Origin of the sequence: Microvirga calopogonii (assembly GCF_003347665.1) — a bacterium.
In the GTDB taxonomy this organism is placed as follows: domain Bacteria; phylum Pseudomonadota; class Alphaproteobacteria; order Rhizobiales; family Beijerinckiaceae; genus Microvirga; species Microvirga calopogonii.
The window spans coordinates 22,433-45,034 of the sequence record NZ_QDGA01000001.1; the positions used below are offsets into that span (position 1 = coordinate 22,433).

General features: G+C 63.1%; 21 protein-coding genes. 4 read left to right on the top strand and 17 right to left on the bottom strand.

What is annotated here, in order from left to right; all coding sequences use genetic code 11:
- The first annotated feature begins 4 nt into the window (after nucleotides 1-4).
- Nucleotides 5-826, top strand: coding sequence for an alpha/beta hydrolase (locus tag DDF70_RS00110; RefSeq protein ID WP_114942839.1), 822 nt, complete (start codon nucleotides 5-7; stop codon nucleotides 824-826).
- Between the two features lie 36 nt (nucleotides 827-862).
- On the opposite strand, the gene DDF70_RS00115 is transcribed toward DDF70_RS00110, so the two are convergent.
- Nucleotides 863-1,090 carry a hypothetical protein gene (locus DDF70_RS00115; RefSeq protein ID WP_114942840.1) on the bottom strand — a complete coding sequence of 76 codons (228 nt, stop codon included), beginning with the start codon at nucleotides 1,088-1,090 and terminating at the stop codon, nucleotides 863-865.
- A 90-nt stretch (nucleotides 1,091-1,180) separates the two neighbouring features.
- Nucleotides 1,181-4,513, bottom strand: a complete 3,333-nt coding sequence (gene mfd / locus DDF70_RS00120) for a transcription-repair coupling factor (protein ID WP_114942841.1) — start codon at nucleotides 4,511-4,513, stop codon at nucleotides 1,181-1,183.
- A 123-nt stretch (nucleotides 4,514-4,636) separates the two neighbouring features.
- Here mfd and DDF70_RS00125 point away from each other — a divergent pair, with 123 nt between their 5' ends.
- A complete protein-coding gene (locus tag DDF70_RS00125) occupies nucleotides 4,637-6,049 on the top strand; it encodes a L,D-transpeptidase family protein (RefSeq protein ID WP_114942842.1) in 1,413 nt (470 codons plus the stop codon).
- Nucleotides 6,050-6,097: 48 nt separating this feature from the next.
- Here the strand turns inward: DDF70_RS00125 and DDF70_RS00130 are convergent, their stop codons facing one another.
- Both DDF70_RS00130 and DDF70_RS00135 read right to left on the bottom strand, forming a co-directional pair.
- Complete coding sequence (locus DDF70_RS00130; RefSeq protein WP_114942843.1) at nucleotides 6,098-6,472, bottom strand: hypothetical protein; 375 nt, start codon at nucleotides 6,470-6,472, stop codon at nucleotides 6,098-6,100.
- A gap of 78 nt (nucleotides 6,473-6,550) precedes the next feature.
- Nucleotides 6,551-6,751: a hypothetical protein gene (locus DDF70_RS00135; protein WP_114942844.1), complete on the bottom strand. Its 201-nt coding sequence runs from the start codon at nucleotides 6,749-6,751 to the stop codon at nucleotides 6,551-6,553.
- Between the two features lie 366 nt (nucleotides 6,752-7,117).
- Here DDF70_RS00135 and DDF70_RS00140 point away from each other — a divergent pair, with 366 nt between their 5' ends.
- Both DDF70_RS00140 and DDF70_RS00145 read left to right on the top strand, forming a co-directional pair.
- Nucleotides 7,118-8,563 (top strand): protein adenylyltransferase SelO, encoded by a 1,446-nt coding sequence (locus tag DDF70_RS00140; RefSeq protein WP_114942845.1) that lies wholly within the window; start codon nucleotides 7,118-7,120, stop codon nucleotides 8,561-8,563.
- Nucleotides 8,564-8,746: 183 nt separating this feature from the next.
- On the top strand, nucleotides 8,747-9,553 hold the full coding sequence (locus DDF70_RS00145) for a hypothetical protein (RefSeq protein WP_114942846.1): 807 nt from the start codon (nucleotides 8,747-8,749) through the stop codon (nucleotides 9,551-9,553).
- Between the two features lie 128 nt (nucleotides 9,554-9,681).
- On the opposite strand, the gene DDF70_RS00150 is transcribed toward DDF70_RS00145, so the two are convergent.
- From DDF70_RS00150 to glgA, 13 genes are all read right to left on the bottom strand, one after another.
- Nucleotides 9,682-10,251, bottom strand: a complete 570-nt coding sequence (locus DDF70_RS00150) for a HupE/UreJ family protein (RefSeq protein ID WP_114942847.1) — start codon at nucleotides 10,249-10,251, stop codon at nucleotides 9,682-9,684.
- Between the two features lie 15 nt (nucleotides 10,252-10,266).
- A complete protein-coding gene (gene ureG, locus DDF70_RS00155) occupies nucleotides 10,267-10,890 on the bottom strand; it encodes an urease accessory protein UreG (protein ID WP_114942848.1) in 624 nt (207 codons plus the stop codon).
- A complete protein-coding gene (locus tag DDF70_RS00160) occupies nucleotides 10,887-11,588 on the bottom strand; it encodes an urease accessory protein UreF (protein ID WP_114943263.1) in 702 nt (233 codons plus the stop codon). Before DDF70_RS00160 ends, ureG begins: the two co-directional genes overlap by 4 nt.
- Nucleotides 11,581-12,060 (bottom strand): urease accessory protein UreE, encoded by a 480-nt coding sequence (locus DDF70_RS00165; protein WP_114942849.1) that lies wholly within the window; start codon nucleotides 12,058-12,060, stop codon nucleotides 11,581-11,583. The genes DDF70_RS00160 and DDF70_RS00165 overlap by 8 nt, the downstream gene beginning before the upstream one ends.
- A 1-nt stretch (nucleotide 12,061) precedes the next feature.
- A complete protein-coding gene (gene ureC / locus DDF70_RS00170; RefSeq protein ID WP_114942850.1) occupies nucleotides 12,062-13,789 on the bottom strand; it encodes an urease subunit alpha in 1,728 nt (575 codons plus the stop codon).
- Entirely contained in the window at nucleotides 13,789-14,409 is a 621-nt protein-coding gene (locus tag DDF70_RS00175) for an urease subunit gamma (protein WP_114942851.1), read from the bottom strand. Before DDF70_RS00175 ends, ureC begins: the two co-directional genes overlap by 1 nt.
- A gap of 9 nt (nucleotides 14,410-14,418) precedes the next feature.
- On the bottom strand, nucleotides 14,419-15,273 hold the full coding sequence (locus DDF70_RS00180; RefSeq protein WP_114942852.1) for an urease accessory protein UreD: 855 nt from the start codon (nucleotides 15,271-15,273) through the stop codon (nucleotides 14,419-14,421).
- Complete coding sequence (gene urtE / locus DDF70_RS00185) at nucleotides 15,248-15,943, bottom strand: urea ABC transporter ATP-binding subunit UrtE (RefSeq protein ID WP_114943264.1); 696 nt, start codon at nucleotides 15,941-15,943, stop codon at nucleotides 15,248-15,250. The genes DDF70_RS00180 and urtE overlap by 26 nt, the downstream gene beginning before the upstream one ends.
- 2 nt (nucleotides 15,944-15,945) lie before the next feature.
- Nucleotides 15,946-16,698, bottom strand: a complete 753-nt coding sequence (urtD, locus tag DDF70_RS00190) for an urea ABC transporter ATP-binding protein UrtD (RefSeq protein ID WP_114942853.1) — start codon at nucleotides 16,696-16,698, stop codon at nucleotides 15,946-15,948.
- Nucleotides 16,699-16,702: 4 nt separating this feature from the next.
- Entirely contained in the window at nucleotides 16,703-17,839 is a 1,137-nt protein-coding gene (gene urtC / locus DDF70_RS00195; RefSeq protein ID WP_114942854.1) for an urea ABC transporter permease subunit UrtC, read from the bottom strand.
- Nucleotides 17,836-19,425 carry an urea ABC transporter permease subunit UrtB gene (gene urtB, locus DDF70_RS00200; protein ID WP_114942855.1) on the bottom strand — a complete coding sequence of 530 codons (1,590 nt, stop codon included), beginning with the start codon at nucleotides 19,423-19,425 and terminating at the stop codon, nucleotides 17,836-17,838. The genes urtC and urtB overlap by 4 nt, the downstream gene beginning before the upstream one ends.
- A gap of 71 nt (nucleotides 19,426-19,496) precedes the next feature.
- A complete protein-coding gene (urtA, locus tag DDF70_RS00205; RefSeq protein ID WP_114943265.1) occupies nucleotides 19,497-20,753 on the bottom strand; it encodes an urea ABC transporter substrate-binding protein in 1,257 nt (418 codons plus the stop codon).
- A 312-nt stretch (nucleotides 20,754-21,065) separates the two neighbouring features.
- A complete protein-coding gene (glgA, locus tag DDF70_RS00210; RefSeq protein ID WP_114942856.1) occupies nucleotides 21,066-22,592 on the bottom strand; it encodes a glycogen synthase GlgA in 1,527 nt (508 codons plus the stop codon).
- Nucleotides 22,593-22,602 lie beyond the last annotated feature (10 nt).

The window sequence follows — 22,602 nt, forward strand, 5'->3', positions numbered from 1 at the left end:
CGCGATGGCCGCCGAAGACCTCGACCTCGAGGCCGAGTACAACAACCGGGCGCGCGTTCCCGATCACCCGGCTCACATCGCAGGCTGGCAGCGGGATTCCGCCGCCTACCGCGAGAGCGCCCGCTGCGAGCTGGATCTTGCCTACGGGCCGGGCGAACGGAACCGGCTCGACCTGTTCCATCCGCAGAGCGGCGATGCCGGCGGCCCGGTGGTGCTGTTCATCCATGGCGGCTACTGGCAGGCGTTCGACAAGTCCTCGTCAAGCCATCTGGCGCGCGGCGCCAACGGGCGCGGTCTGACGGTTGCGATCCCGAGTTACACGCTCGCGCCCGCCGCCAAACTCGCCGACATCGTGTCCGAGATCGAGGCTGCGGCCAATTTCGTCATCGGCCGCCTGGGTCGCCCTCTCGTCGTAACCGGTCACTCGGCCGGCGGGCATCTGACCGCGTGCCTCATGGCACGGCCCGATGCGCTCCGGAGGCCCGTTCAAGCCGCCATGCCGATCTCCGGCTTGTTCGACCTGCCGCCGCTGGTTTCGACCTCGATCAACAAGGCTCTCGGCCTGACCCTCGAGGAAGCGCACTCATTGAGCCTGCTGGAATGGAAACCGCCCGCCGGCGGACGCCTCGTCGCCGTCGTCGGCGGTGCGGAAAGCAGCGAGTTCCTGCGCCAGTCCCGCGTCCTCGTCGAGCGATGGCGCAAGGCAGGCGTGACGACCCGCTACCACGAGGTGCCGGGAGCGCATCATTTCGACGTCATCGCCGGGCTCGCGGACCCGAACGACCCGCTCGTGAACATGCTCGTGGAGCTGGCGGAGGACGCTTGAGCCTTTTTAATCTATCCCGCAGGAACCGCGAAGAGCTTAGCTGTCGGCCCTGAGCTGCTCGACCACGCCCTGGCTCATGTATGGATGGCCCGCCTCGTTGAGTGCCCGGTCCAAGGCCTCGATGGCAATGAGGATTTTCGTAAGCTCCTCGGCCAGATCGACGGAGGGAAGCGGAGACTCGGAAATCTGCCGCGTCATCTCCCTGCGCCGCTTCACGAGGCTTTCACGTGCGGCGTTCAGCTCTTGAATTTCCTCGGACGTCATAGGCTCCTCACGATCATATCTCTTGTCATTATTAAGTCTGCCGGAGGCAATCCGTTCACGAGCCATATGCCCGAAGCGAACCGTGACCGTTCATCGCGAAAGAGAATCCAGCAAGTCAAGGATCATCCCGTGACGCTCCTCGGCCTGCTCGCTCGAGGCGGAGCAGACCAGGCGCTCCTTGCTCCAATCGAGCCTTCCCTGCGAGGCTTCGATCTTCGCCTGCAGAGACGGCTTCTCCGCCAAGCCCGGACGGAACGTCAAGGCGATCGCCTGCGGCCCCGCATCGATTCGGGCAATCCCCAGCTGCCGGCAAAGCTGCCGCAGATGGGCGAGCTTCAGAAGGTTCCGGACCGGTTCGGGGATGGAACCGAAGCGGTCCTCGATCTCCGCCTCCAGGTCCTCGATGCTCTCGGATGCATTGAAACGAGCGAGGCGGGCATGGAGATCGATCCGCATCTCGGGCTCGTTCACGTAGGTGTCCGGAATGGCGCCGGACAGGGCGATGTTGAGCTCCGGCGTCCAGTCGTCCTCCAGGCTCTCGCCGCGCAGGGCTTGCGCGAGCATATGCTGATACAGGTCGGTGCCGATCAGCTTGACGTGGCCGGCCTGATCCTCGCCCAGCAGCGCTCCCGCACCGCGTTGATCGAGATCCTGGGCGCTGATGGCAAACCCCGCTCCCAGCCGATCCAGGGCCGTCAGCGTTCGCAGGCGCTTCTCCGTTGCTTGCGGGAGTTTCTCACCGGGCTCCGTCAGCAGATAGGCCGTCCCCCGGACGCGCCCTCTCCCGACACGCCCGCGGAGCTGATGCAACTGCGCCATTCCGAAGCGATCCGCGCGCCACACCAGCATGGTATTGGCGCGGGGAACGTCCAATCCACTCTCGATGATGTTGGTGGAAAGAAGGATATCACCCTCCCCGTCGGCAAAGCGCACCATCACATCGTCCGCCTCGGCGGGAGGCATCTGTCCGTGGGCGATCACGATGTCCAGCTCCGGAACGAGCTCTGCCAGCCGCTCACGCATCGGCTCGATGTCCTCGACGCGAGAGCAGACAACGAAGCTCTGCCCCCGCCGCCGCCGCTCGCGCATGAGCGTAGCGCGCACGCTCGCCGGATCGAAAGGCGTCAAGAATGTGCGGATCGGTTGTCGGCGCGCAGGCGGCGTCGCAATGATGCTCAGCTCCTGCAATCCGACCAGCGCCGATTGCAACGTCCGGGGAATCGGTGTGGCGGTCATCGTCAGCACATGCGCTTCTGCCGACAGGTCCCTGAGTTTGGCCTTGTCTGCCACGCCGAAGCGCTGCTCCTCATCGATGACGACAAGCCCAAGATCGTTGAAGCTTATCCCTTTCGCAGCGAGCGCATGCGTGCCGATGACGATACGAATGGACCCATCGGCTAGACCCTTCTTCACTGCCCGCGCATCCGATGGCGTTACGAGACGGGAGAGGTGCGCGACCTCGATGCCCAAACCCGCGAAGCGCCTCTCGAAGCTCCGCACATGCTGGCGGGCGAGAACGGTCGTCGGAGCGACGACAGCCACCTGCTTGCCCGAGAGCGCGACTGCGGCAGCGGCGCGGAGGGCAACCTCGGTCTTGCCGAAACCGACATCGCCGCAGACCAGGCGGTCCATCGCCCGGCCTGACGAGAGATCTTCGAGGACGGCTTCGATGGCGCTGATCTGATCGGCTGTTTCGGAGAATGGGAAACGGGCGACGAAGCGTTCGTATTCGCGGCCCGGCGGGACAAGCGGCTCCAGCTTCCTTGCCTTGCGAGCTTCGACGAGGCTGATCAGATGTTTGGCCGTTTCCGCGATCTCAGATTCGATCTTCTCACGGCGCACCTGCCATGCATCGCCTTTCAACTTGTCCAGCGAGAGGGCGTCCGACATCGCACCGTAGCGCCAGACGCGGTCCATTTCCGTCGCCGGGACCAGAAGCGTCGTGTCGGCCGCGTAACCGAGCCTGACCGCTTCGCTCTCACCGGCATCGCCGGCGGTGACGGTCTCGATGCCCTGAAGCACTCCGATCCCGTGATCGATATGCACGACGGCATCACCGATCTGGAACGCCGTATCCGTGAAGCTCGACGCAGCGGAACTGACCTCGCTCGCCGCGCTGCTGCGAATACGGCTCCCCAGAACGTCCGTGGCCGTGATGAGCGCGATCCCGTCGCGCTCATCGAGGAAGCCCTTCTTGAGGTCGGCCTGCAAGGCAAACCATCCATTAGGCGGACCGTTCACGACGGCATCCCAATCATCCACATCGTTGGGACGCCCGACGGATTGAACCCGACGCCTGAGCCTGCTCAGATCCGAACGGGCCGCGGCAGTGATGACGATCTTCCGTCCAGCATCCGACTGAGCGCGCAGGAAATCCGCAAGGGCCTTTGAAGGGTTTGAAGAGATCGCGAAGTTCGGAACCGCATTCTGCAAGGAAACATCCGGCGCTGCCGCATGGATATAGACGACACGACGCTTCGACAGGAAGCTGACCCACTCGTCGTCCTGAATGAAGAGCCGTTCGGGCGCCATGGCCGATGCTGCTGGCCTGGCCTGCGTGCGCATATTGATCCGATTGTCGTAAGCGTCTGCCGCCTGCTCGATCACAAGCTGCCGCCTCTCCTCGAACTTCGCATCGAGGACAACGGTGGCTGCCGGCCAATAATCGAAGACGGTTTCCAAGTGCGGGTAAAAATCCGGCAACCGATGCTCAATTCCGTCGGATCGCTCGACGGGTCCTTCGCCATCGCCCGCCTCCTGCAGAACAACTTCCGAAGCCGGGCCGATCAAGAGATGGTCGACTTCCGCTTCCGACAATTGAGAGACCGGGTCGTAGGAACGAATGGCCGTGATGGTTCGTCCATCGTGCTCGGCCCGATAGGGCAAGGGACTGTCGGCCGGAAAGAGATCGATCACCTGCCCCCGGATGGCCACCTCGCCCGGCTCATCCACCCGCTCATCCAGAATGTATCCCGCCCGATTTATATAATCGTTCAAGGCCTCCGCGGAAAACTCCTCGCCGGCCCGAAGGCCGAAGACGGTGTTCTTCACCATGTCACGCGGCGGCACCCTTTGGAGCATCGCGGCTGCGCTCGTGATCAGGACGCGCGGCGCCGTGCCCTGTTCGCTCATCCGTCGCAGCACCGACATGCGTCGGCCCATGGCCTCCCGCGAAGGCGAAGCGCTGTCGTAGGGAAGACAGTCCCATGGCGGCAGAAGGCAGATGTCGAGGTCCGGAGCCAAGCCTCGCATGGCCTGCGCCAGCTGCTCGGCCCAGCGCTCCCCACCTGCGACATAAACGACCCCAGCGGGCCCCGCCTCCTTCGCCTGCTCGAGCAGCCGCACCGCATGAAGCCCAACGGAGGATGGCAAGGGCAGGTCGATCCGCCTGATATCCTGCGGGGGAAGAGGCTTGGCACGCATGAAACACTCGTTCGGCGGTCGGGGCGACCGAGTACAACGCCCCTGCCCTGTCCCAGTTGCAGGCCCACACGGTCACCCTCGCGTTACAGCATTTTGTAAACCAAGAACGCTCATAGTCGGATCATGACCTATGGGAATGCACACCGTCTCTGCTTGGGGCTTGCTCTGCTCCTGTCCTCCACCTTCTGGGGTTCTCCGAGCGCCTTCGCGGCTGCCGAAAACCTGTCCTCGGACAACCCGGCACAGGCTTCGCCGAACGGATCAGCGCCTCCTGTCGGGGCGGTCGTCCTGCCGCCCAAGGCTGCGGTCACGGCGCCGGCCAAGCCATCCGAAAAAGCAGGGCCCACGCCTGTAGCAACGATCTCGCAGGATCCCCGCCCGACCTTGGATGCCGGCACCTTCATCAACACGATGCGGGCCGCCTGGACCTATAAGCGCATCGCCGATGCGGGAGGGTGGCCGAGCCTGCCTGCGGGCACGGTTCTGAAGAGCGGCGACAAGAGTCCGGTCGTCTCGACCCTGCGGCAACGTCTCGCTCTGGAGGGAGACCTCCCGGAGAATGCCACAGCGAGCACGGCTTTCGACGCGGAACTGACCAGCGCGGTCAAACGGTTCCAGGCTCGCCACGGCCTGCCCGAATCCGGGGCGGTGCGGGCACGAACCCTGGAGGCATTGAACGTCCCGGCCCTCACGCGCCATCGCCAGCTCACGGCCTCCGCGCAAAGACTGGCAGGCTCCACTTTTGCATTCGGCGACCGCTATGTGGTGGTCAATATTCCTTCGGCCGCCGTCGAAGCGGTCGAGCGCGGGCAGGTGGCCCGTCGCTTCGTCGCCATCGCCGGCAAGGTGGATCGTCCCTCACCGACCGTCGAAACCCGGGTCACTGCCGTCAACATCAATCCCACATGGACGGTACCCGTCTCCCTCATCAAGAAGGACATCATTCCCCATGTCCGCAAGGACCCGGCCTATCTGGAGAAGATGAAGATCCGCATTCTCGACGCCAAGGGTCAGGAGGTCGACCCCAAGACTCTCGACTGGTCCACGGAGAAGGCGGTGAACTATACTCTGCGCCAGGATCCCGGTGCGATCAATTCGCTCGGACAGATCCGCATCGACATGCCGAACAAGCATGCCGTCTACATGCACGACACTCCCAAGAAGCAGCTCTTCGCGCAGGACGCCCGCTTTCATTCCTCGGGCTGTGTGCGCGTCGCCGATGTAGCCGATTTTGCCGAATGGCTTCTGCGCGGCACCAATGGTCAGGCAGGCGCGTGGACGAGAGACGGGATCAACACGGCCATTGCCGGCACGACCCGTCAGGACATCCGTCTCGACAAGCCTGTCCCTGTCGCCTGGGTTTACCTCACTGGCTATGCGACGGCGGACGGCGCGGTGCATTTTCGCGATGATGTCTACGGGCTGGATACACCGAAGAGCAATCCTCCGCCGGAACCCCAGGTCGTGGACGTGCCTGCGACCGCATCGATCAAGCCGAAGCGCCTGGAGGATGGTGCAAGAATGACGACGCGCTAAAGCACCGACCCAAAAGTGGAAGGCATTTTCGGGATCACACCCGATGATCTAAAGACTCTTCCTGCGCAGCAGTCGTCCGGATGACGGAACAGCAACGCGCGTCTTGTGCCATTCGAAGGCGGCGTCCTGGAACAGATCGATCGCCGCGACGGCCTGGGCCCGCATGGCGGCGATCGAAGCAGGATCGCGCTGGGTAAAGCGGTCCGTCGCATCGGCCAGCTGCCGGCACCGGTCCTCGACCAGGCGCCGCGCCTCTCTCAGACGGGCGTTCGGCTCGCCGGATCTGATCATCCCGTCGCAGAAGCTGAGCACGTCCCGGGTGAGGTTCTCGCCCGAGTAGAGACCGGAGTAATGATCGATCATGCCGCGGACATAGCCAAGGGAATGTCGGATCTCTTGCCGCAGAAGCACCTCGCTGCTCATCGCACCTTCCCGCAATAGGGTTTGTATCACCGCCTTGCGGCGGTGCTGTTGTATGAACTGGAGAGTTCTAAAAAGGGGTTAGCCCGGCTCCGCCGCCTTGGTACTGGCCGGAACTCTGGGCGGAACAGGAAGGGGCGCCTCGTTATTCTGCGTCACCGTGAGGCGCGACGACCAGATTCTCTCAAGGATAGGACCGGCAATGATCCCGGCTACGAATGCGAAGGCCACGACGATCAGACCGATCCGGCCACAAAGGCTCAGCATATCCTTGAATGCCATAAACCTTCCTCCCGTCTTCCTTAACGAAAGAATCCTAGGGGAGCTTTTCGCCATAGCCAATAGACCAAAGCATAAAATGCCGCACCGGCGGCACGACAGCGCTTGAACAAAGCTTGGCAACGCAAGGAAAAGGAAAGCTTTTTCTGACTCGTCTGTCGCGTAATATTTTAGTTGGCTTCAGGAAAGCCTCCTGAGTTCCACCATGTCGTAACGTTGTTATATGACTATATTACAGATGCATCGTATCGTGACTCCACAAGCATCCCCTTGATCAAGCCCGGGACAGAACCACGGCTTGATCCGTCCTGACAATTCTGAACATTTCGGATGGCCTGGAATTGAACACGAGTTCATCGGATCTCGCACATGCCCACCTCCGCCACGTATCGCGCCTCGACACGCCATCGGGAACTCGGCCCCGATTTCTATGACCTTGTCCGGCCGGCGGAGTTCCCGCAGCACATCCTGCGCTACCGCAACCAACGCTGGGCCGAGCGGGCGGGACTCGGGGCTCTCACCGACGAAGAATGGATCGATCACTTTGGACGCTTCGCGCCGCTACCGGGCAGCTTCGAAGAGCCGCTCGCCCTGCGCTACCATGGGCACCAGTTCCGAACCTACAATCCGCATCTGGGAGACGGACGCGGTTTTCTGTTCGCGCAGCTTCATGACGCGCAGGACGGCAGGCTCCTCGACCTCGGTACGAAAGGCAGCGGACAGACACCCTGGTCGCGCCACGCGGATGGCCGCCTGACCCTGAAGGGCGGCGTGCGGGAAATCCTGGCGACGGAGATGCTCGAGGCGCTCGGCGTCGAGACATCCAAGTCGTTCAGCCTGATCGAAACGGGCGAGGAACTCGAACGCGGCGACGAACCCTCGCCGACCCGCTCGTCGGTGCTGGTGCGCCTCAGCCATTCCCACATCCGCATCGGGACGTTCCAGCGCCTGCTGTATCTGGACGAGACCGACAATCTCCGCAAGCTCCTCGACTACACCATTCGAACCTACATGCCGCAGATGTGGCGCGAGGATGAAGCCGGCCGAGCCGTCGCCTTTCTGGAAGAGGTGTGCCGACGCGTAGCCCACATGGGTGCGCAATGGATGGCGGCGGGCTTCGTGCACGGCGTGCTCAATACCGACAACATCAACGTGACGGGAGAGAGCTTCGATTATGGACCATGGCGCTTCCTGCCCGTCTACGAGCCTGGCTTCACGGCCGCTTACTTCGACGAGACAGGCCTTTACGCCTTCGGCCGGCAGCCCGACACGCTCTTGTGGAATCTCTACCGTCTCGCGGAATGCCTGCTGCCCCTTGCACCACAGAGCAGTCTCGAGCAGGCGCTCACCACGTTCGAGCCTGCACTTCATCGCGAATTCCCGAGCGCCATCCTGCGTCGTCTGGGTCTTCAATCGAAAGGCTTCGAGCAGGATGGCGCCATTGCCAGGGCCTTATGGACATTCCTTCACGAGAGCAAGGCGCCGTTCGAGCAAACGTTCTTCGACTGGCACGGGGGGCTCCTCGGCGCGCATCGTGCGGAGAAAAGCCCCTCGGCGCATTTCTATGCGCAACCCTCCTTCGAGCCTGTCCGCGCCGCACTCGGCGGCTTCGATCCGGCACCCGGAATTCAGCTCGATCACCCCTACTTTGCGCGCCCCACCCCCTGCACCATGCTGATCGACGAGGTCGAGGCGCTCTGGGCTCCGATTGCGGCCGAGGATGACTGGTCAGGATTCGAGACCAAGCTCGTCGAGATCCACAGCATGGCCGAGGCCTACGGGGTGGAAAAACCAGTCAAGCTGGACGACGCTTGATCAAAGCCAAGCTCTGCATATTGCAACGCTTTTCGAAAACCCAAGCTTGGAAAAAGTTCCGCTCCTTAGGAAAAGAACTTTTACCTTTATAACGGAACACAAATCCTGGACCTGCGTCTTATAGCCAAGCGGGCCGTCTTGCCACGGCTCATCATCAGAAATGGCTTTATGTAGGTGAACACAATGAAGCGTTCATACGCTCTTGCTTTGTCCAGCGCGGCCCTCCTCCTCGCCCTCGGGACTCCGTCCAGCGCCCAGGTCGTCAGAGCCGGGCAGCAATGCGTGCCCGCAGTCGCTGATGCCTCCATGTATCGCAACTGCCGCCTTCGCATCGTGCAAGGTCAGGAGACCTGCCGCTGTGCCATTCGGCCTCAAGCCTTGCGCCGCATGGACCATCCCATGGAATCGGACCGCTATGGTGCCGTGACCGGATCCATCAACACTGTTCCCAATGCCGTTCCTGGGTTGGCGGGCCCGGCCCGCAATGTCTCCGGTGAACTCGGCAGCGGCACCCTCGGCACAGGCAACACCGGCGCCATCAGCGGCGGCACGAGTGCGGGCCGTGCGGGTGCCGCGGCAGGCGGTGGCGGCTTAGGAACGAGCGGTTCCAATGGCGGACGCAGCAGCGGTAATGGAGCTGGCGCAGTCAGCTCGAACGATGACACTGGCACCACTGGTGGAATTGGTGGAACAGGTAGCGGAAGTACCGGTGCCGGGAGCGGAAGCGTCGGAGCCGGGAGCGGGGGTGGAAGCATCGGCGCGGGCAGTGGCTCCGGCGGCGGAAGCGTCAGCCCTGGGACAGGCAATGGCGGCGGTCGCGGCAACAATGGTCACGGGAATGGCGGCGGCCACGGCAATAACGGCCATGGCAATGACGATGACGGCAACGACTCGTCCAATCCCGGTCGATCCAACAATGGCGATGGCACCGACCAGGACGGCCCTGCCGGAAACGGTGGCGGTCATGGGAATGGCGGCGGCAAGCGCTGACGCGGCCTGAGCCCCTATAGAAAGGTCCTTGGCTGCAGAACGCAGCCAAGGACCTTGGTTGTGATGAGGCCACGGGCTTCGCGACGAGGCGCCAGCTCGAACGGACCCTTGATCGAAAACCTATGTTCCTATCCGAGCAGCAGCACGACACCAGCGACCGCGACAGAAACGCCAGCCACGCGGCGGGCTTGTGACTGACCGGCTGCGATCCTTCCGAACGCAATTCCGAGGCCATGCAACATCATGCTCGCAAGGGTGAAGCCGAGACTGTAGAGCGCGGCGCCGGCTTCGGATGGAATTTCCACACCATGAGCATAGCCGTGGAAGACGGCAAAGACACCCACGAGAGCCATCGCCGCGCCGACCGACCATGACCAACCCAACGACACGATCGCGCCGAGGATAATGACGGAGACCGCGAGCCCGATCTCGACCGCAGGAACTTCGATTCCGGCAAGGCCCATCATTCCGCCGACGAGCATCATGCCCACGAAGCTTGCGGGAACGGCCCATAACGCCCGCCCGCCGAGAAGTGCCGCGAAGAGGCCGACGCTGATCATGGCGAGCAAATGATCGAGGCCCGTTAGAGGATGTGCGAAACCGGCGAGGACACCCGAGACCGCATCATGGCCCGTATGAGCCAGGGCGGGCGTGGCTGCCGCGACCGACGTCACGATGAGAACTGAACGTTTGATCATGCTGGAAACCCTCCTTCAGGCTGCGCTGGACAGGCCGCCGGCCTGTTCGATGAACGTCGCGATGGCATCCACGCCGACACCGTCGCGGATGTTGCTGAACACGTAAGGCCTCTGGCCGCGCATCCGCTTCGTGTCCTCTTCCATGACCGCAAGATCGGCACCGACATGAGGCGCGAGGTCGATCTTGTTGACCACGAGGAGGTCGGACCGCGTGATGCCGGGACCGCCCTTGCGCGGGATCTTCTCACCGCCGGCGACGTCGATGACGTAGATCGTCAGATCGGCGAGTTCCGGTGAGAACGTCGCCGCCAGGTTGTCGCCGCCGGATTCCACCAGCACGATATCGAGCGCCGGGAAGCGCTTGCGCATCGTGGCGATGGCCGCGAGGTTGATCGAGGCATCCTCGCGAATGGCCGTGTGCGGGCAGCCGCCCGTTTCCACGCCCATGATGCGCTCCACCGGCAGTGCTCCGGCGACGGTGAGGAGGCGCGCATCCTCCTTCGTGTAGATGTCGTTGGTGATTGCGCAGATGTCGTAGCGCTCGCGAAACGCCTTGCAGAGCGCTTCCATCAAGGCCGTCTTGCCTGAGCCGACCGGCCCGCCGATGCCGACGCGAAGGGGTCCTGTCTGAGATTTCATGAGCGGAAAAGCCTCGTATACTGGTTTTCGTGATGGAACGAGCCGAGATCGGCCCGAAAGGTCGAGCCACCGATCTCGTCGAGCGTGAGCGTCATTCCCCGACGTGCAATATCCTGCACCGTGTCGGCCAGCACAGCGGACACGCGAATACCCGCCGTCTGTCCGATAGGCGCCAGACGGATTGCGGCGGAGACGAGCGTCTGTACGAGACCGAAGAGATAGGCTTGCGATGTGATCGGCAGTGGGATGCCGTGGGCTGCCGCTGCCATGCCGATAGCGACAGAAAAGGCGACATCTCCTTCAATCTGGAGGAGCCGCGGCGACGGCCACGCGGCGAGCGTCGCATCCAGGAAGCTGCGCCCCTGCTGGCTGGTCTCAAGATAGAGTTCGGAGGACGGAGACAAGGCGAGAGCGAGTTCATTGACTGCTTCAAGCGCCTCCCGATCGCCCCTTTCGACCGCCCGATAGGCGTGGCTCAGGAGAACAGCATCGTTGCGCCCCAGACCAAGCGTAAGCAGATCGGCCAACCAAGCAACGAGCGTAGCCTCATCATTGACGTCGCCCGCTTCCACAGCCCATTCCAACGTGTGCGAATAGGCGTAGCAGCCGACCGGGTAGGATTGGGAAAGCCACGCGAAGAGCGGCAGGATCGCCGCCTCTCGCCCCCAAGCCTGCGCATTCATAGGTGCATCATCCATGGCCGTGCCCGTGGTGGTGGGAATGCCCGTCATGCTCGTGATGGTGGTAGGCACCGCGTACGGGCCGGAAGGGACGCTCGACGATCTCGACCTTGGCGCTTAAGCCCAGCAGCATGTCGACCAGCACATGGTCATAGGCGATGTAGATCGCCTCGCGGGTGATCTCCGCCGGCACGTGCCGGTTGCCGATATGCCAGGCGAGAGTCAGGAGATCGAGCGGATTCTCCGTGGTGATCTCGACGAGTTTTTCCGGCGCGGCCCTCACCTCGACGAGCCAGCCGCTTTCGAGCCGAATGGCATCGCCGTCTTCCAGCACATCGGCCCTGTCGAGGTCGAGCAGGAAGGTGGTCCCCCCATCGGCGTTGAGCATGATGCGGCGGCGGTGCCTGTCGCCATGGTCGAGGGTGATGACATCGACGATGCGGTCCTGCTCGACGGCGTCGCGGCGGATGATGGATGTAGCGCGGATCATGTCAGAACAGGAAATAGCGTTGGGCCATGGGAAGAACCTTCGCGGGTTCGCAGACGAGCAGTTCCCCGTCGGCGCGAACGTCGTAGGTTTCGGGATCGACCTCGATCACAGGTGTCGCGTCGTTGAGCACCATGTCCTTCTTGCCGATGCCGCCGCGAACGTTCTCGACGGGGACGAGCTGCTTCTGCACGCCGAGCTTTTCCGCCAGGCCATTCTCAACCGCAGCCTTCGACACGAAGGTGAGTGAGGTCGTGGCAAGCGCCCGGCCATAGGCACCGAACATCGGGCGATAATGCACCGGCTGCGGCGTCGGAATGGAGGCGTTGGGGTCCCCCATAAGAGCGGCCGCGATGGCGCCGCCTTTGAGCACGAGATCAGGCTTCACACCGAAGAAGGCCGGCGTCCAGACAACGAGATCGGCGAGCTTGCCGACCTCGACCGAGCCGATGTGTTTGGACACCCCGTGGGCGATGGCGGGATTGATCGTGTACTTCGCCACATAGCGGCGGGCGCGAAAATTGTCGTTGTCGCCGCTCTCGCCGGGAAGCGCGCCGCGCTGCACCTTCATCTTGTGCGCTGTCTGCCACGTGCGGATGATGACCTCGCCCACGCGACCCATGGCCTGGCTGTCGGAGGACATCATCGAGAGCGCACCGATATCGTGCAGGATGTCTTCCGCCGCGATCGTTTCCTTGCGGATGCGGCTCTCGGCGAAGGCGAGATCTTCCGGGATCGACGGTGAAAGGTGATGGCACACCATGAGCATGTCGAGATGTTCGTCGATGGTGTTCACCGTATAGGGACGCGTGGGGTTCGTGGAAGAAGGCAGCACGTTAGGCAGGCCCGCCACCTTGATGATGTCCGGCGCGTGCCCGCCGCCCGCTCCCTCCGTGTGGAAAGCATGGATCGTGCGTCCCTTGAAGGCCGCGATGGTGTCCTCGACGAAGCCGGACTCGTTGAGCGTGTCGGTATGGATCATCACCTGCACGTCATAGGCATCGGCCACGGACAGGCAGCAATCGATGGCCGCCGGGGTCGTGCCCCAATCCTCGTGCAGCTTGAGCGCGCAGGCGCCGGCCTGGATCATCTCCTCCAGGGCGCCCGGCTTCGAGGCATTGCCCTTGCCCGTGAAGGCAAGGTTCATCGGGAAGGCGTCAGCCGCCTCGATCATCCGGGCAATGTGCCATGGTCCCGGCGTGCAGGTGGTGGCGAAGGTCCCCGTCGCAGGCCCTGTTCCACCGCCAAGCATCGTGGTGATGCCGGACATGAGCGCTTCCTCGATCTGCTGCGGGCAGATGAAGTGGATATGCGAGTCGAAGCCCCCGGCGGTAATGATCTTTCCTTCTCCAGCGATGATCTCCGTGCCCGGCCCGATGATGATATCCACATTGGGCTGCACGTCCGGATTGCCGGCCTTGCCGATGGCGGCGATCCGCCCGCCCTTGATTCCGATATCAGCCTTCACGATTCCCCAATGATCGAGGATCACCGCATTGGTGATGACCGTGTCGACCGCGCCCTCGGCGCGGGTCGTCTGGGCCTGTCCCATTCCGTCGCGGATGACCTTGCCGCCGCCGAACTTGACCTCCTCGCCATAGGTGGTGAAGTCCTTTTCCACCTCGATCACGAGAGCCGTATCGGCCAAGCGGATCCGATCACCTGTCGTCGGACCGAACATGTCGGCGTAACCTGAACGCGTCAGGGAGGCTGGCTTTCTTGCATTCGACATTACAGCGCTCCCATCACGCCCTGGCGGAACCCATAGACCTCGCGCTTTCCGGACAGCGGAACCAGCACCACCTCGCGCGTGGCGCCGGGCTCGAAGCGCACGGCCGTGCCGGGCGCGATGTCGAGCCGCATACCGCGGGCCTTCTCGCGTTCGAAGGACAGGGCCGGATTGGTCTCGAAGAAGTGGTAATGACTACCGACCTGGATCGGCCGATCGCCCGTATTGGCGACGGTGAGAACGGTGCGCTCGGCGCCTTCGTTGAAGATGATCTCGCCCTCCTGCGCTGTCACCTCGCCCGGCACATCCTTGGAGGCCGCGCCACGGATCGGATGATGCACGGTGACGAGCTTGGTACCATCCGGAAAGGTCGCCTCCACCTGCACGTCATGAATCATCTCGGCGACGCCCTCCATGACCTGATCGGCGGTGATCACATGCGCCCCTGCCTCCATCAGCTCGGCAACGGAGCGCCCATCGCGTGCACCCTCCACAACCGTGTCGGTGATGAGGGCGATCGCTTCGGGATGATTGAGCTTTACACCGCGTTCCAATCGGCGGCGGGCGACCATGGCCGCCATGGCGATCAGGAGCTTGTCTTTTTCGCGGGGAGTGAGTTGCATGGTTCGACCCTAGCTGAGCCAGACACGAGGCAGCGGCTCACCACGGAAGGCGAGCAGAAAAGGAATGGCCGCAGCGCGGAGCGCCTCGACCTTCATTGCACAGAAGCGCACGGCGAGGAGCCCGTTCCATGCGCTGGCCGCGGCATCGCATCCATTGCCGGCGGAGAGGTGCTCGCGCACCGCGTTTAGGCGCGCCTCGGCATCAGGTGCGACATGAACCAGCGTGGCGAAGGCGCGGGCGCCCTTGCCGACCGCGGGCTTCTGAAGAAGGTCACCGATGGGACCGTCGAGCCGCAACGTGTCGGCATAGACGAGACGCCCTCCCCGCCGAATGCGCCAGCGGTCCTCGAACAGCCCGTCCACAATGCTCTCGGCCCGCGCTTCGCGTCCGAACACGACGGCCTCGAACAATGTCAGGCTCGCACTCTCCGCCATGTCAGCGGCGAGGTTTCGGCGAAGGCGTGACCGGTCGAACAGGAGGGTTTCCTGCGGCAACCAGTCGAGCCGTGAATCGGCCGCGACCTTTAGATCGACCGAAAGCTCCGCCACAGGGCCGTCCGACCGATAGACCTTCTCGGCCGCCGGTGTCGCCACCGTCACCACAGCGCCCGAACGTGAGTCGATCCGAACGGAGAAGCGATCGCCGCAGGCGATGCCGCCCGCCGTGTTGACGAGAACGGCATCGAGCCCGCACCCTTGAGCATTCGGGAGCCTGATCCGCATGGAGCCGCTCTCTTCGATCTGCATGGGCCGGGTGCGGCCGTCCAGGCCCGCTGCACTGAACGCAACCCGACCGACCGCCCGCTGACGCTGTTGATTTTCGGTTTGGGAGACACCATCAAATGGCCAAGCGCTGACGTACATCATCTCCCTCAAGCGCCGAGCGGTCGCCATGCTGGACAATCTCGCCGCGCTCCATCACCACGAACCGGTCGGCCAGATCGCGGGCGAAGTCGAAATATTGCTCGACCAGGAGGATGGCCATATCCTTCCGTTCGCGCAAGTAGGCAATCGCCCGTCCGATATCCTTGATGATGGACGGCTGAATGCCTTCCGTCGGCTCGTCGAGCACGAGCAGGCGCGGCCGCGTGACCAGGGCTCTCCCGATGGCCAGTTGCTGCTGCTGACCGCCCGACAGATCGCCTCCTCGCCGGCCCAGCATGGATTTCAGGACCGGGAAGAGCTCGAAAACCTCGTCAGGGATCGTCTTCTCGCCACGCTTCAACGGAGCAAAACCGGTCTCGAGATTCTCCTTGACGGTGAGCAGCGGAAAGATCTCGCGGCCCTGCGGAACATAGGCGATCCCGAGCGCCGCCCGCTCGAAGGGCTTCAGGCGTGCGATGTCCCGACCATCGAAGTGGATGTTCCCGCCGGCGATCGGACGATGCCCCGCGATGGCGCGCAGAAGCGATGTCTTGCCGACGCCGTTTCGACCGAGCACGCAGGTGACCTCGCCGGTGGAGGCGGCCACGGATACGCCGCGCAGGGCCTGTGCGGCGCCGTAATACAGGGAGAGGTTCTCGACTGAAAGCATCGTCATCGTCCCAGATAGACCTCGACGACCCGCTCGTTGGCGCTCACCGCATCGAGCGTTCCCTCGGCGAGCACGGAGCCTTCGTGGAGGCAGGTGACCTTCACGTCGAGATCGCGCACGAAGGTCATATCGTGCTCGACCACCACGACGGCCTGCGTCTTCGCGATGTCGCGCAGGAGATCGGCCGTGTCGGCGGTCTCCTGGTCCGTCATACCGGCGGCCGGCTCATCGATCAGCAGGAGCTTCGGCTGCTGCGCCAGCAGCATGCCGATTTCGAGCCATTGCTTCTGGCCATGGGACAACTCCCCCGCCTTGCGGTGGCGATGCGTCGTCAGGCGCACGCGCTCCAGGAGCGCATCGATCCGCTCGCGCTCGCGAGCCGTGCGCCGCGAAAGCAGCGTCGCGAAGGGCGAACGGTTCTCCTTGAGAGCAAGCAGGATATTGTCTTCGACGCTGTGCATCTCGAACACGGTCGGCGTCTGGAACTTGCGGCCGATCCCGAGTTCGGCAATAGCAGACTCGTCGAGTGCCGTGAGATCATGCGTGCCTTCGAAAAGCGCCGTGCCTTCGCTCGGGCGGGTCTTTCCGGTGATCACGTCCATCATCGTGGTCTTGCCGGCCCCGTTGGGGCCGATGATGGCACGCATCTCCGCATGATCGACCGCGAGCGACAGGGAATTCAAGGCCCGGAAGCCGTCGAAGGACACGGACACGTTGTCGAGGTAAAGAAGCGCCGGGGTAATGGGTGCCGTCATGGATCTACTCCGCCGCCTGCGAGACCGTGTCGGGCAACGGCTGGGACTTCAGTCTCTGGCGCGCTCCAGCCCAGAGATCCTTGGCTGCACCGAGAATACCGCGCGGCATCAGCAGCGTGACGAAGACGAAGAGGCCGCCGAGCGCAAAAAGCCAGAATTCCGGCAGGACGCCGGTGAACCAGGTCTTGCCCGCGCTGACCAGAAGCGCACCGAGGATGGGCCCCGCCAGCGTCCCGCGACCGCCGACCGCCACCCAGATGACCAGTTCGATGGAATTGGCCGGTGCAAACTCGCTTGGGTTGATGATGCCGACCTGCGGCACGTAGAGTGCGCCCGCAATGCCGGCCAGCATGGCCGAGAGCGTGAAGACGGCGAGCTTGTAGTGTTCGACGCGATAGCCGAGAAAGCGGGTGCGGCTCTCCGCGTCACGCACCGCGACCAGCACCTTTCCGAATTTGGAATTCACGACCCAGCGGCACAGCAGGTAACCGCCGGCGAGCGCGGCAACGGACAGGACGAACAGGACGATGCGCGTCGAGGCAGCCTGGATCGGGAATCCGAGGATATCCTTGAAATCCGTCAATCCGTTGTTGCCGCCGAAACCCATGTCATTGCGGAAGAAGGCGAGCATCAGGGCGAAGGTCATAGCCTGCGTGATGATGGAGAGGTAGACGCCCGTCACCCGAGAGCGGAAGGCGAACCAGCCGAACACGAAGGCGAGAACGCCGGGCACGATGAGCACCATGAGGGCGGCAAACGGAAACCAGTCGAACCCATGCCAGAACCAGGGCAGTTCCTTCCAGTTCAGGAACACCATGAAATCGGGAAGGACGGGATCGGCATAGACGCCGCGAGGGCCGATCTGGCGCATGAGATACATGCCCATCGCATAGCCGCCGAGCGCGAAAAAGGCTCCGTGGCCGAGCGACAGAATCCCGCAGAAGCCCCAGATCAGGTCGACCGAGAGGGCGAGCAGGGCAAAACAGATGTACTTGCCGAGCAGCGGCACCAGATGATCCGACAGGTGAAGCGGAGAACCTGGCGGGACCGCCACGTTCAGGACAGGCACCAGAACGGCGGCCGCTCCCAGCAGGAGGAGGACGATGATGCTCTGACGATCGAGCACGGATTGCGTCTTCATGCTTCGACTGCCCTGCCTTTGAGCGCGAAGAGCCCGCGCGGACGCCTTTGGATGAACAGGATGATCGCGATCAGCAGGAGGATCTTGCCGAGCACCGCACCCGCATAGGGTTCGAGCAGCTTGTTCGCGATGCCGAGCGTCATGGCGCCGACCAGCGTGCCCCAGAGGTTGCCGACGCCGCCGAACACGACCACCATGAAGCTGTCGATGATGTAGCCCTGCCCGAGATTGGGGCTGACATTGTCGATCTGCGAGAGCGCCACGCCGGCGATTCCGGCGACACCCGATCCGAGCCCGAAGGCGAGCGCGTCGATGCGGTTCGTCCGAATGCCCATGGAGCCCGCCATGCGCCTGTTCTGCGTGACGGCGCGGACATAGAGGCCAAGCGACGTGTACCGCAGCACGAGGAGCAGGGCTGCGAAGACCGCGAAAGCGAAGACCACGATGGCGATGCGGTTATAAGTCAGGCTCAAGCCCCCGAGCTCCAGCGCCCCGCTCATCCAGGCGGGCGTGCCGACCTCGCGGTTGGTTGGGCCGAAAATCGTGCGCACGCCCTGCTGCAGGATGAGCGATATGCCCCATGTGGCGAGAAGCGTTTCAAGAGGGCGCCCATAGAGGAAGCGGATGACCGTGCGCTCGATGAGAATTCCGATCAAGCCGGCCACGAGGAAGGCGAGCGGGAGCGCGATGAACAGCGAGGCCCCGAAGAGACCGGGAGCGTGGGTGCGGATCGCCTCCTGGACCAAGAAGGTCGTATAGGCGCCGATCATGACCATCTCGCCATGGGCCATGTTGATCACGCCCATGGTGCCGAAGGTGATGGATAGACCGATGGCGGCCAGCAGCAGGACCGATCCGAGGGAGATTCCGTACCAGACGTTCTGAACGCCATTCCAGAGAGCGAGTTGCGAGCGGATACCGTCCGCAGCCTTGCTCGCGGCATCGGACACCTCCGCAGGCGTTCCGGACGGCAATGAGGAAAGGAGAGCCAGCGCATCCTGATCGCCACGGGCATGCAGGGTTTCGATCGCGGCAAGCTTCTCCGCCGATGAAGAATCGGGTTTGTTGAGCAGAATCGAGGCGCGTGCGCTTTCGAGCGCCTCGCGCACGTTGCGGTCGCTCTCCTGCGCGATCGCCCGCTCAATGGTCGGAAGCGCCGTAGCATCGCGCGAGCGGAACACGGCGCGGGCGGCATCCAGGCGGATACCTGCGTCGGGGCTGAGCAACGTCATGCTGCCCAGCGCAGCCTCGACGGCGCGGCGCACACGGTTGTTGACCCGCACGGGCTTCGCACCTGCAGGAGGCTCGACGGCCCGTCCTGTCGCCGCATCGGCAAACTGGCCGGCAGCGTCACGGATATAAACTTGGCCTGCGGCGATCATCAGCCGTCCGTCGCGCAGGGCTTCGACGACGTTCATGGCCTGCGCATGGCCGCTGCCTGCGACGGCGCCGATGGCAGCCTCGGTATCGGCATAGCTGTCCGCCGCAAACTTCGGCAGGGCATCCTCATAGGGCCCGGCCATGGCGGCCGACATCATTCCGATGAGCAGAAAAAAGGCCTGCAGAATGCAGCGCAAGCTGGTCATGCAATCAACTTCGAACGGAGGATCGGGCGAGGACGGCCGGCCGGCCGTCCTCGTTGCATTATTCGCCTAAATCACGCGCCGCACTTCTTCGTGACGGTGTTGTAGTTGCCGCACTTCAGATCCTTCCAGTCGGCGATCAGATCCTTCGAGCCTTCGAGGTACTTGGACCAGGCATCGCCCGGCACGAGCGCATCCGTCTGCGAGACGGTCTCGAACTGCCCATCCTCCTTGATCTCGCCGATGAGAACCGGCTTGGTGATATGATGGTTCGGGAGCATCTTGGAAACGCCGCCTGTCAGGTTCGAAACCTCGACGCCCACGATGGCATCGATGACCTTGTCAGGATCCGTGGTGCCGGCCTTCTCGACCGCCTTCACCCACATGTTGAAGCCGATCACATGGGCTTCCATCGGGTCGTTGGTGACGCGCTTGTCGTTCTTGGTGAAAGCCTTCCACTTCGCGATGAACGCCTTGTTGTCGGGCGTGTCGACGGACTGGAAGTAGTTCCAAGCGGCGAGATGTCCGACGAGAGGTTTCGTGTCGATGCCGGCAAGCTCCTCTTCACCGACGGAGAAGGCCACGACCGGGATGTCCGTCGCCTTCACACCCTGGTTGGCGAGTTCCTTGTAAAACGGCACGTTGGCATCGCCGTTGATGGTGGAGACGACGGCCGTCTTCTTGCCGGCGGAGCCGAACTTCTTGATGTCGGCCACGATGGTCTGCCAATCGGAATGCCCGAACGGCGTGTAGTTGATCATGATGTCCTCGGACTTCACGCCCTTGGACTTCAGGTAGGCTTCGAGGATCTTGTTGGTCGTGCGCGGATAGACATAGTCGGTGCCGGCGAGAACCCAGCGCTCGACCTTCTCTTCCTTGGCGAGGTAATCGACGGCCGGAATGGCCTGCTGGTTCGGCGCAGCGCCCGTGTAGAACACGTTCCGCTCGCTTTCCTCACCCTCGTATTGCACCGGATAGAAGAGGATGCTGTTCAGTTCCTTGAAGACGGGCAGCACGGATTTACGGGATACGGACGTCCAGCATCCGAAGACGGCAGAGACCTTGTTCTGGCTGATCAGCTCCCGTGCTTTCTCGGCGAAGAGAGGCCAGTTGGAAGCAGGATCGACGACCACCGCCTCGAGCTTCTTGCCCAGCAGACCGCCCTTCTTGTTCTGCTCCTCGATGAGCATCAGCATGACGTCCTTCAGCGTCGTTTCGCTGATCGCCATCGTGCCGGACAAGGAATGCAGAACGCCGACCTTGATGGTCTCCTGCGCTTGCGCCGTTCCCATCACAGCGCCGGAAACCAGCGCGGCGGAAGCCAGCGCCATCAGGTGTCTGCGGGTCATCTTCAACATCGACATAGGTCCTCTCCCTTGGCCGCCCTGTTTCAGGTGCAACGCCGGGCACTTACGCAAGAACCATGCCAGTTAGAATAACGCCTTATGTTTCTGGTCCGGAGAATTTGGCCGCAGGCGGCGACAGGAATGCTGTCATACTGCCCATGCCCGAAAAAACGGCACAGGCTCAAGAATAAGGCTGCAACATCGTGTCATCACCGTCCATTCCTCGATCACGATGAACGAAAAATGGGCTGAACACCCGGTCAGCCCATTGTCTCCGTGCTCGATGATGAGAAGCGGTTAGGCGAATGCGCTCCGGCGGGCGCGCTCGTAGACTTCCTGGTAACGGGAAGCGGACCGGTCCCAACCGTGCGGCCTGCTCATCGCGGCCCTTCGCATTGCCGTGAGGCGAGGCCGCGAACGGAAGGCTTCGAGTCCTCTCCGAATGGCATCCATGAATCGGTGGAGCGAAGGTTCACCAAACAGGAACCCGTTGATCCCGTCCTCGATCGTATCCGCAAGTCCGCCTGTCCTGTGGGCGATCGGCAGGGAGCCGAAGCGCTGCGCATACATCTGGCTCAGGCCACAGGGCTCGAAGCGCGATGGCATGAGCAGGAAGTCGCTGCCGGCATACATGCGCCGGGCATCACCCTCGTCGTAACCGATCTTCACGCCGACGGACCCCGGATGGCGGTTTGCGAGCGCCTGCAGCTCGGACTCGAAGCGAGGCTCGCCCTGCCCGATGACGGCGATCTGCCCGCCCTGCGAGACGATGGTTTCCGCCGCCGAGATGGCAAGATCGACGCCCTTCTGGTGAACCAGGCGGGAAACGACCGCGAAGAGCGGACCATTCGACAGGGCCAACCCGAAATTCTCTCGTACGTTATCGGCATTGATGCGCTTGCCGCGCCAGTTTTCCGCCGAGAACGGGCTCACCAGATAGGAATCACGGCTCGGATCCCAGCTCTCGTCGATGCCGTTGATGATGCCGTCCAGCCGCCCCTGCTCGGCGCATGTCCGCAGCAATCCATCGAGACCGCAGCCGAATTCCGGCCGCGTGATCTCTTGGGCATAGGTGGAGCTGACTGTCGTGATGTGGGACGAGTAATAGATGCCCGCCTTCAGGAAGGACAGCTTGCCGTAGAACTCGACGCCGTTGATCTGAAACGCCGCGTCGGGAATGCCGAGATACGACAGCCGGCTGCGGTCGAAGTTTCCCTGATAGGCAAGGTTATGGATCGTCAGGATGGTCGGGATGTGCTGCCCGCGCCAAGCCAGATAAGCGGATGCAAGCCCAGACGGCCAATCGTTGAGATGCAGAAGATCGGCACGCCAGAGGGGATCCCCGCTGCCGCACGCGATATCGGCTGCGGCAAGGCCTAGGCGCGCGAAGCGGATGTCGTTGTCGCTCCAGTCCATGCCGAAGCTGTCGACATAGGGCGAGCCGTCGCGGTCATAGAGTTCCGGGCAGAGCAGAACATAGACGGTCAGGCCATCCTGCGTGGTGCCGCGTCCGAGACCACAGGCGGGGATCCCGAACGAGGCCGGTAGACGGGCGATTTCTTCCACGGGACCGATCTGGGACAGAACCTGGCGATAGCCCGGGATGAGGATGCGGACGTCGTACTGGCGGCGGAGCGCGCGCGGGAGCGCGGCGGAAACCTCGCCGAGGCCACCGGCCTTGATGTAATCTGCAATTTCGGATGTGACGAAAAGGATGGACTGACGTCGTTTAACGGAAACGGACGGCTGGACACTGTCCTGCAATTCGGCGTGCGCCACCGGCGGGAAAGCCGCATCGGCTTCCAGTTGAAATGATTCCAGCATGTTCGCTCAG

Coding starts and splice junctions, on each gene's coding strand:
- DDF70_RS00110 (WP_114942839.1), top strand. CDS start 5: ATGGCCGCCGAAGACCTCGACCTCGAGGCCGAGTACAACAACCGGGCG.
- DDF70_RS00115 (WP_114942840.1), bottom strand. CDS start 1,090: ATGACGTCCGAGGAAATTCAAGAGCTGAACGCCGCACGTGAAAGCCTC.
- mfd (WP_114942841.1), bottom strand. CDS start 4,513: ATGCGTGCCAAGCCTCTTCCCCCGCAGGATATCAGGCGGATCGACCTG.
- DDF70_RS00125 (WP_114942842.1), top strand. CDS start 4,637: ATGACCTATGGGAATGCACACCGTCTCTGCTTGGGGCTTGCTCTGCTC.
- DDF70_RS00130 (WP_114942843.1), bottom strand. CDS start 6,472: ATGAGCAGCGAGGTGCTTCTGCGGCAAGAGATCCGACATTCCCTTGGC.
- DDF70_RS00135 (WP_114942844.1), bottom strand. CDS start 6,751: ATGGCATTCAAGGATATGCTGAGCCTTTGTGGCCGGATCGGTCTGATC.
- DDF70_RS00140 (WP_114942845.1), top strand. CDS start 7,118: ATGCCCACCTCCGCCACGTATCGCGCCTCGACACGCCATCGGGAACTC.
- DDF70_RS00145 (WP_114942846.1), top strand. CDS start 8,747: ATGAAGCGTTCATACGCTCTTGCTTTGTCCAGCGCGGCCCTCCTCCTC.
- DDF70_RS00150 (WP_114942847.1), bottom strand. CDS start 10,251: ATGATCAAACGTTCAGTTCTCATCGTGACGTCGGTCGCGGCAGCCACG.
- ureG (WP_114942848.1), bottom strand. CDS start 10,890: ATGAAATCTCAGACAGGACCCCTTCGCGTCGGCATCGGCGGGCCGGTC.
- DDF70_RS00160 (WP_114943263.1), bottom strand. CDS start 11,588: ATGGATGATGCACCTATGAATGCGCAGGCTTGGGGGCGAGAGGCGGCG.
- DDF70_RS00165 (WP_114942849.1), bottom strand. CDS start 12,060: ATGATCCGCGCTACATCCATCATCCGCCGCGACGCCGTCGAGCAGGAC.
- ureC (WP_114942850.1), bottom strand. CDS start 13,789: ATGTCGAATGCAAGAAAGCCAGCCTCCCTGACGCGTTCAGGTTACGCC.
- DDF70_RS00175 (WP_114942851.1), bottom strand. CDS start 14,409: ATGCAACTCACTCCCCGCGAAAAAGACAAGCTCCTGATCGCCATGGCG.
- DDF70_RS00180 (WP_114942852.1), bottom strand. CDS start 15,273: ATGTACGTCAGCGCTTGGCCATTTGATGGTGTCTCCCAAACCGAAAAT.
- urtE (WP_114943264.1), bottom strand. CDS start 15,943: ATGCTTTCAGTCGAGAACCTCTCCCTGTATTACGGCGCCGCACAGGCC.
- urtD (WP_114942853.1), bottom strand. CDS start 16,698: ATGACGGCACCCATTACCCCGGCGCTTCTTTACCTCGACAACGTGTCC.
- urtC (WP_114942854.1), bottom strand. CDS start 17,839: ATGAAGACGCAATCCGTGCTCGATCGTCAGAGCATCATCGTCCTCCTC.
- urtB (WP_114942855.1), bottom strand. CDS start 19,425: ATGACCAGCTTGCGCTGCATTCTGCAGGCCTTTTTTCTGCTCATCGGA.
- urtA (WP_114943265.1), bottom strand. CDS start 20,753: ATGGCGCTGGCTTCCGCCGCGCTGGTTTCCGGCGCTGTGATGGGAACG.
- glgA (WP_114942856.1), bottom strand. CDS start 22,592: ATGCTGGAATCATTTCAACTGGAAGCCGATGCGGCTTTCCCGCCGGTG.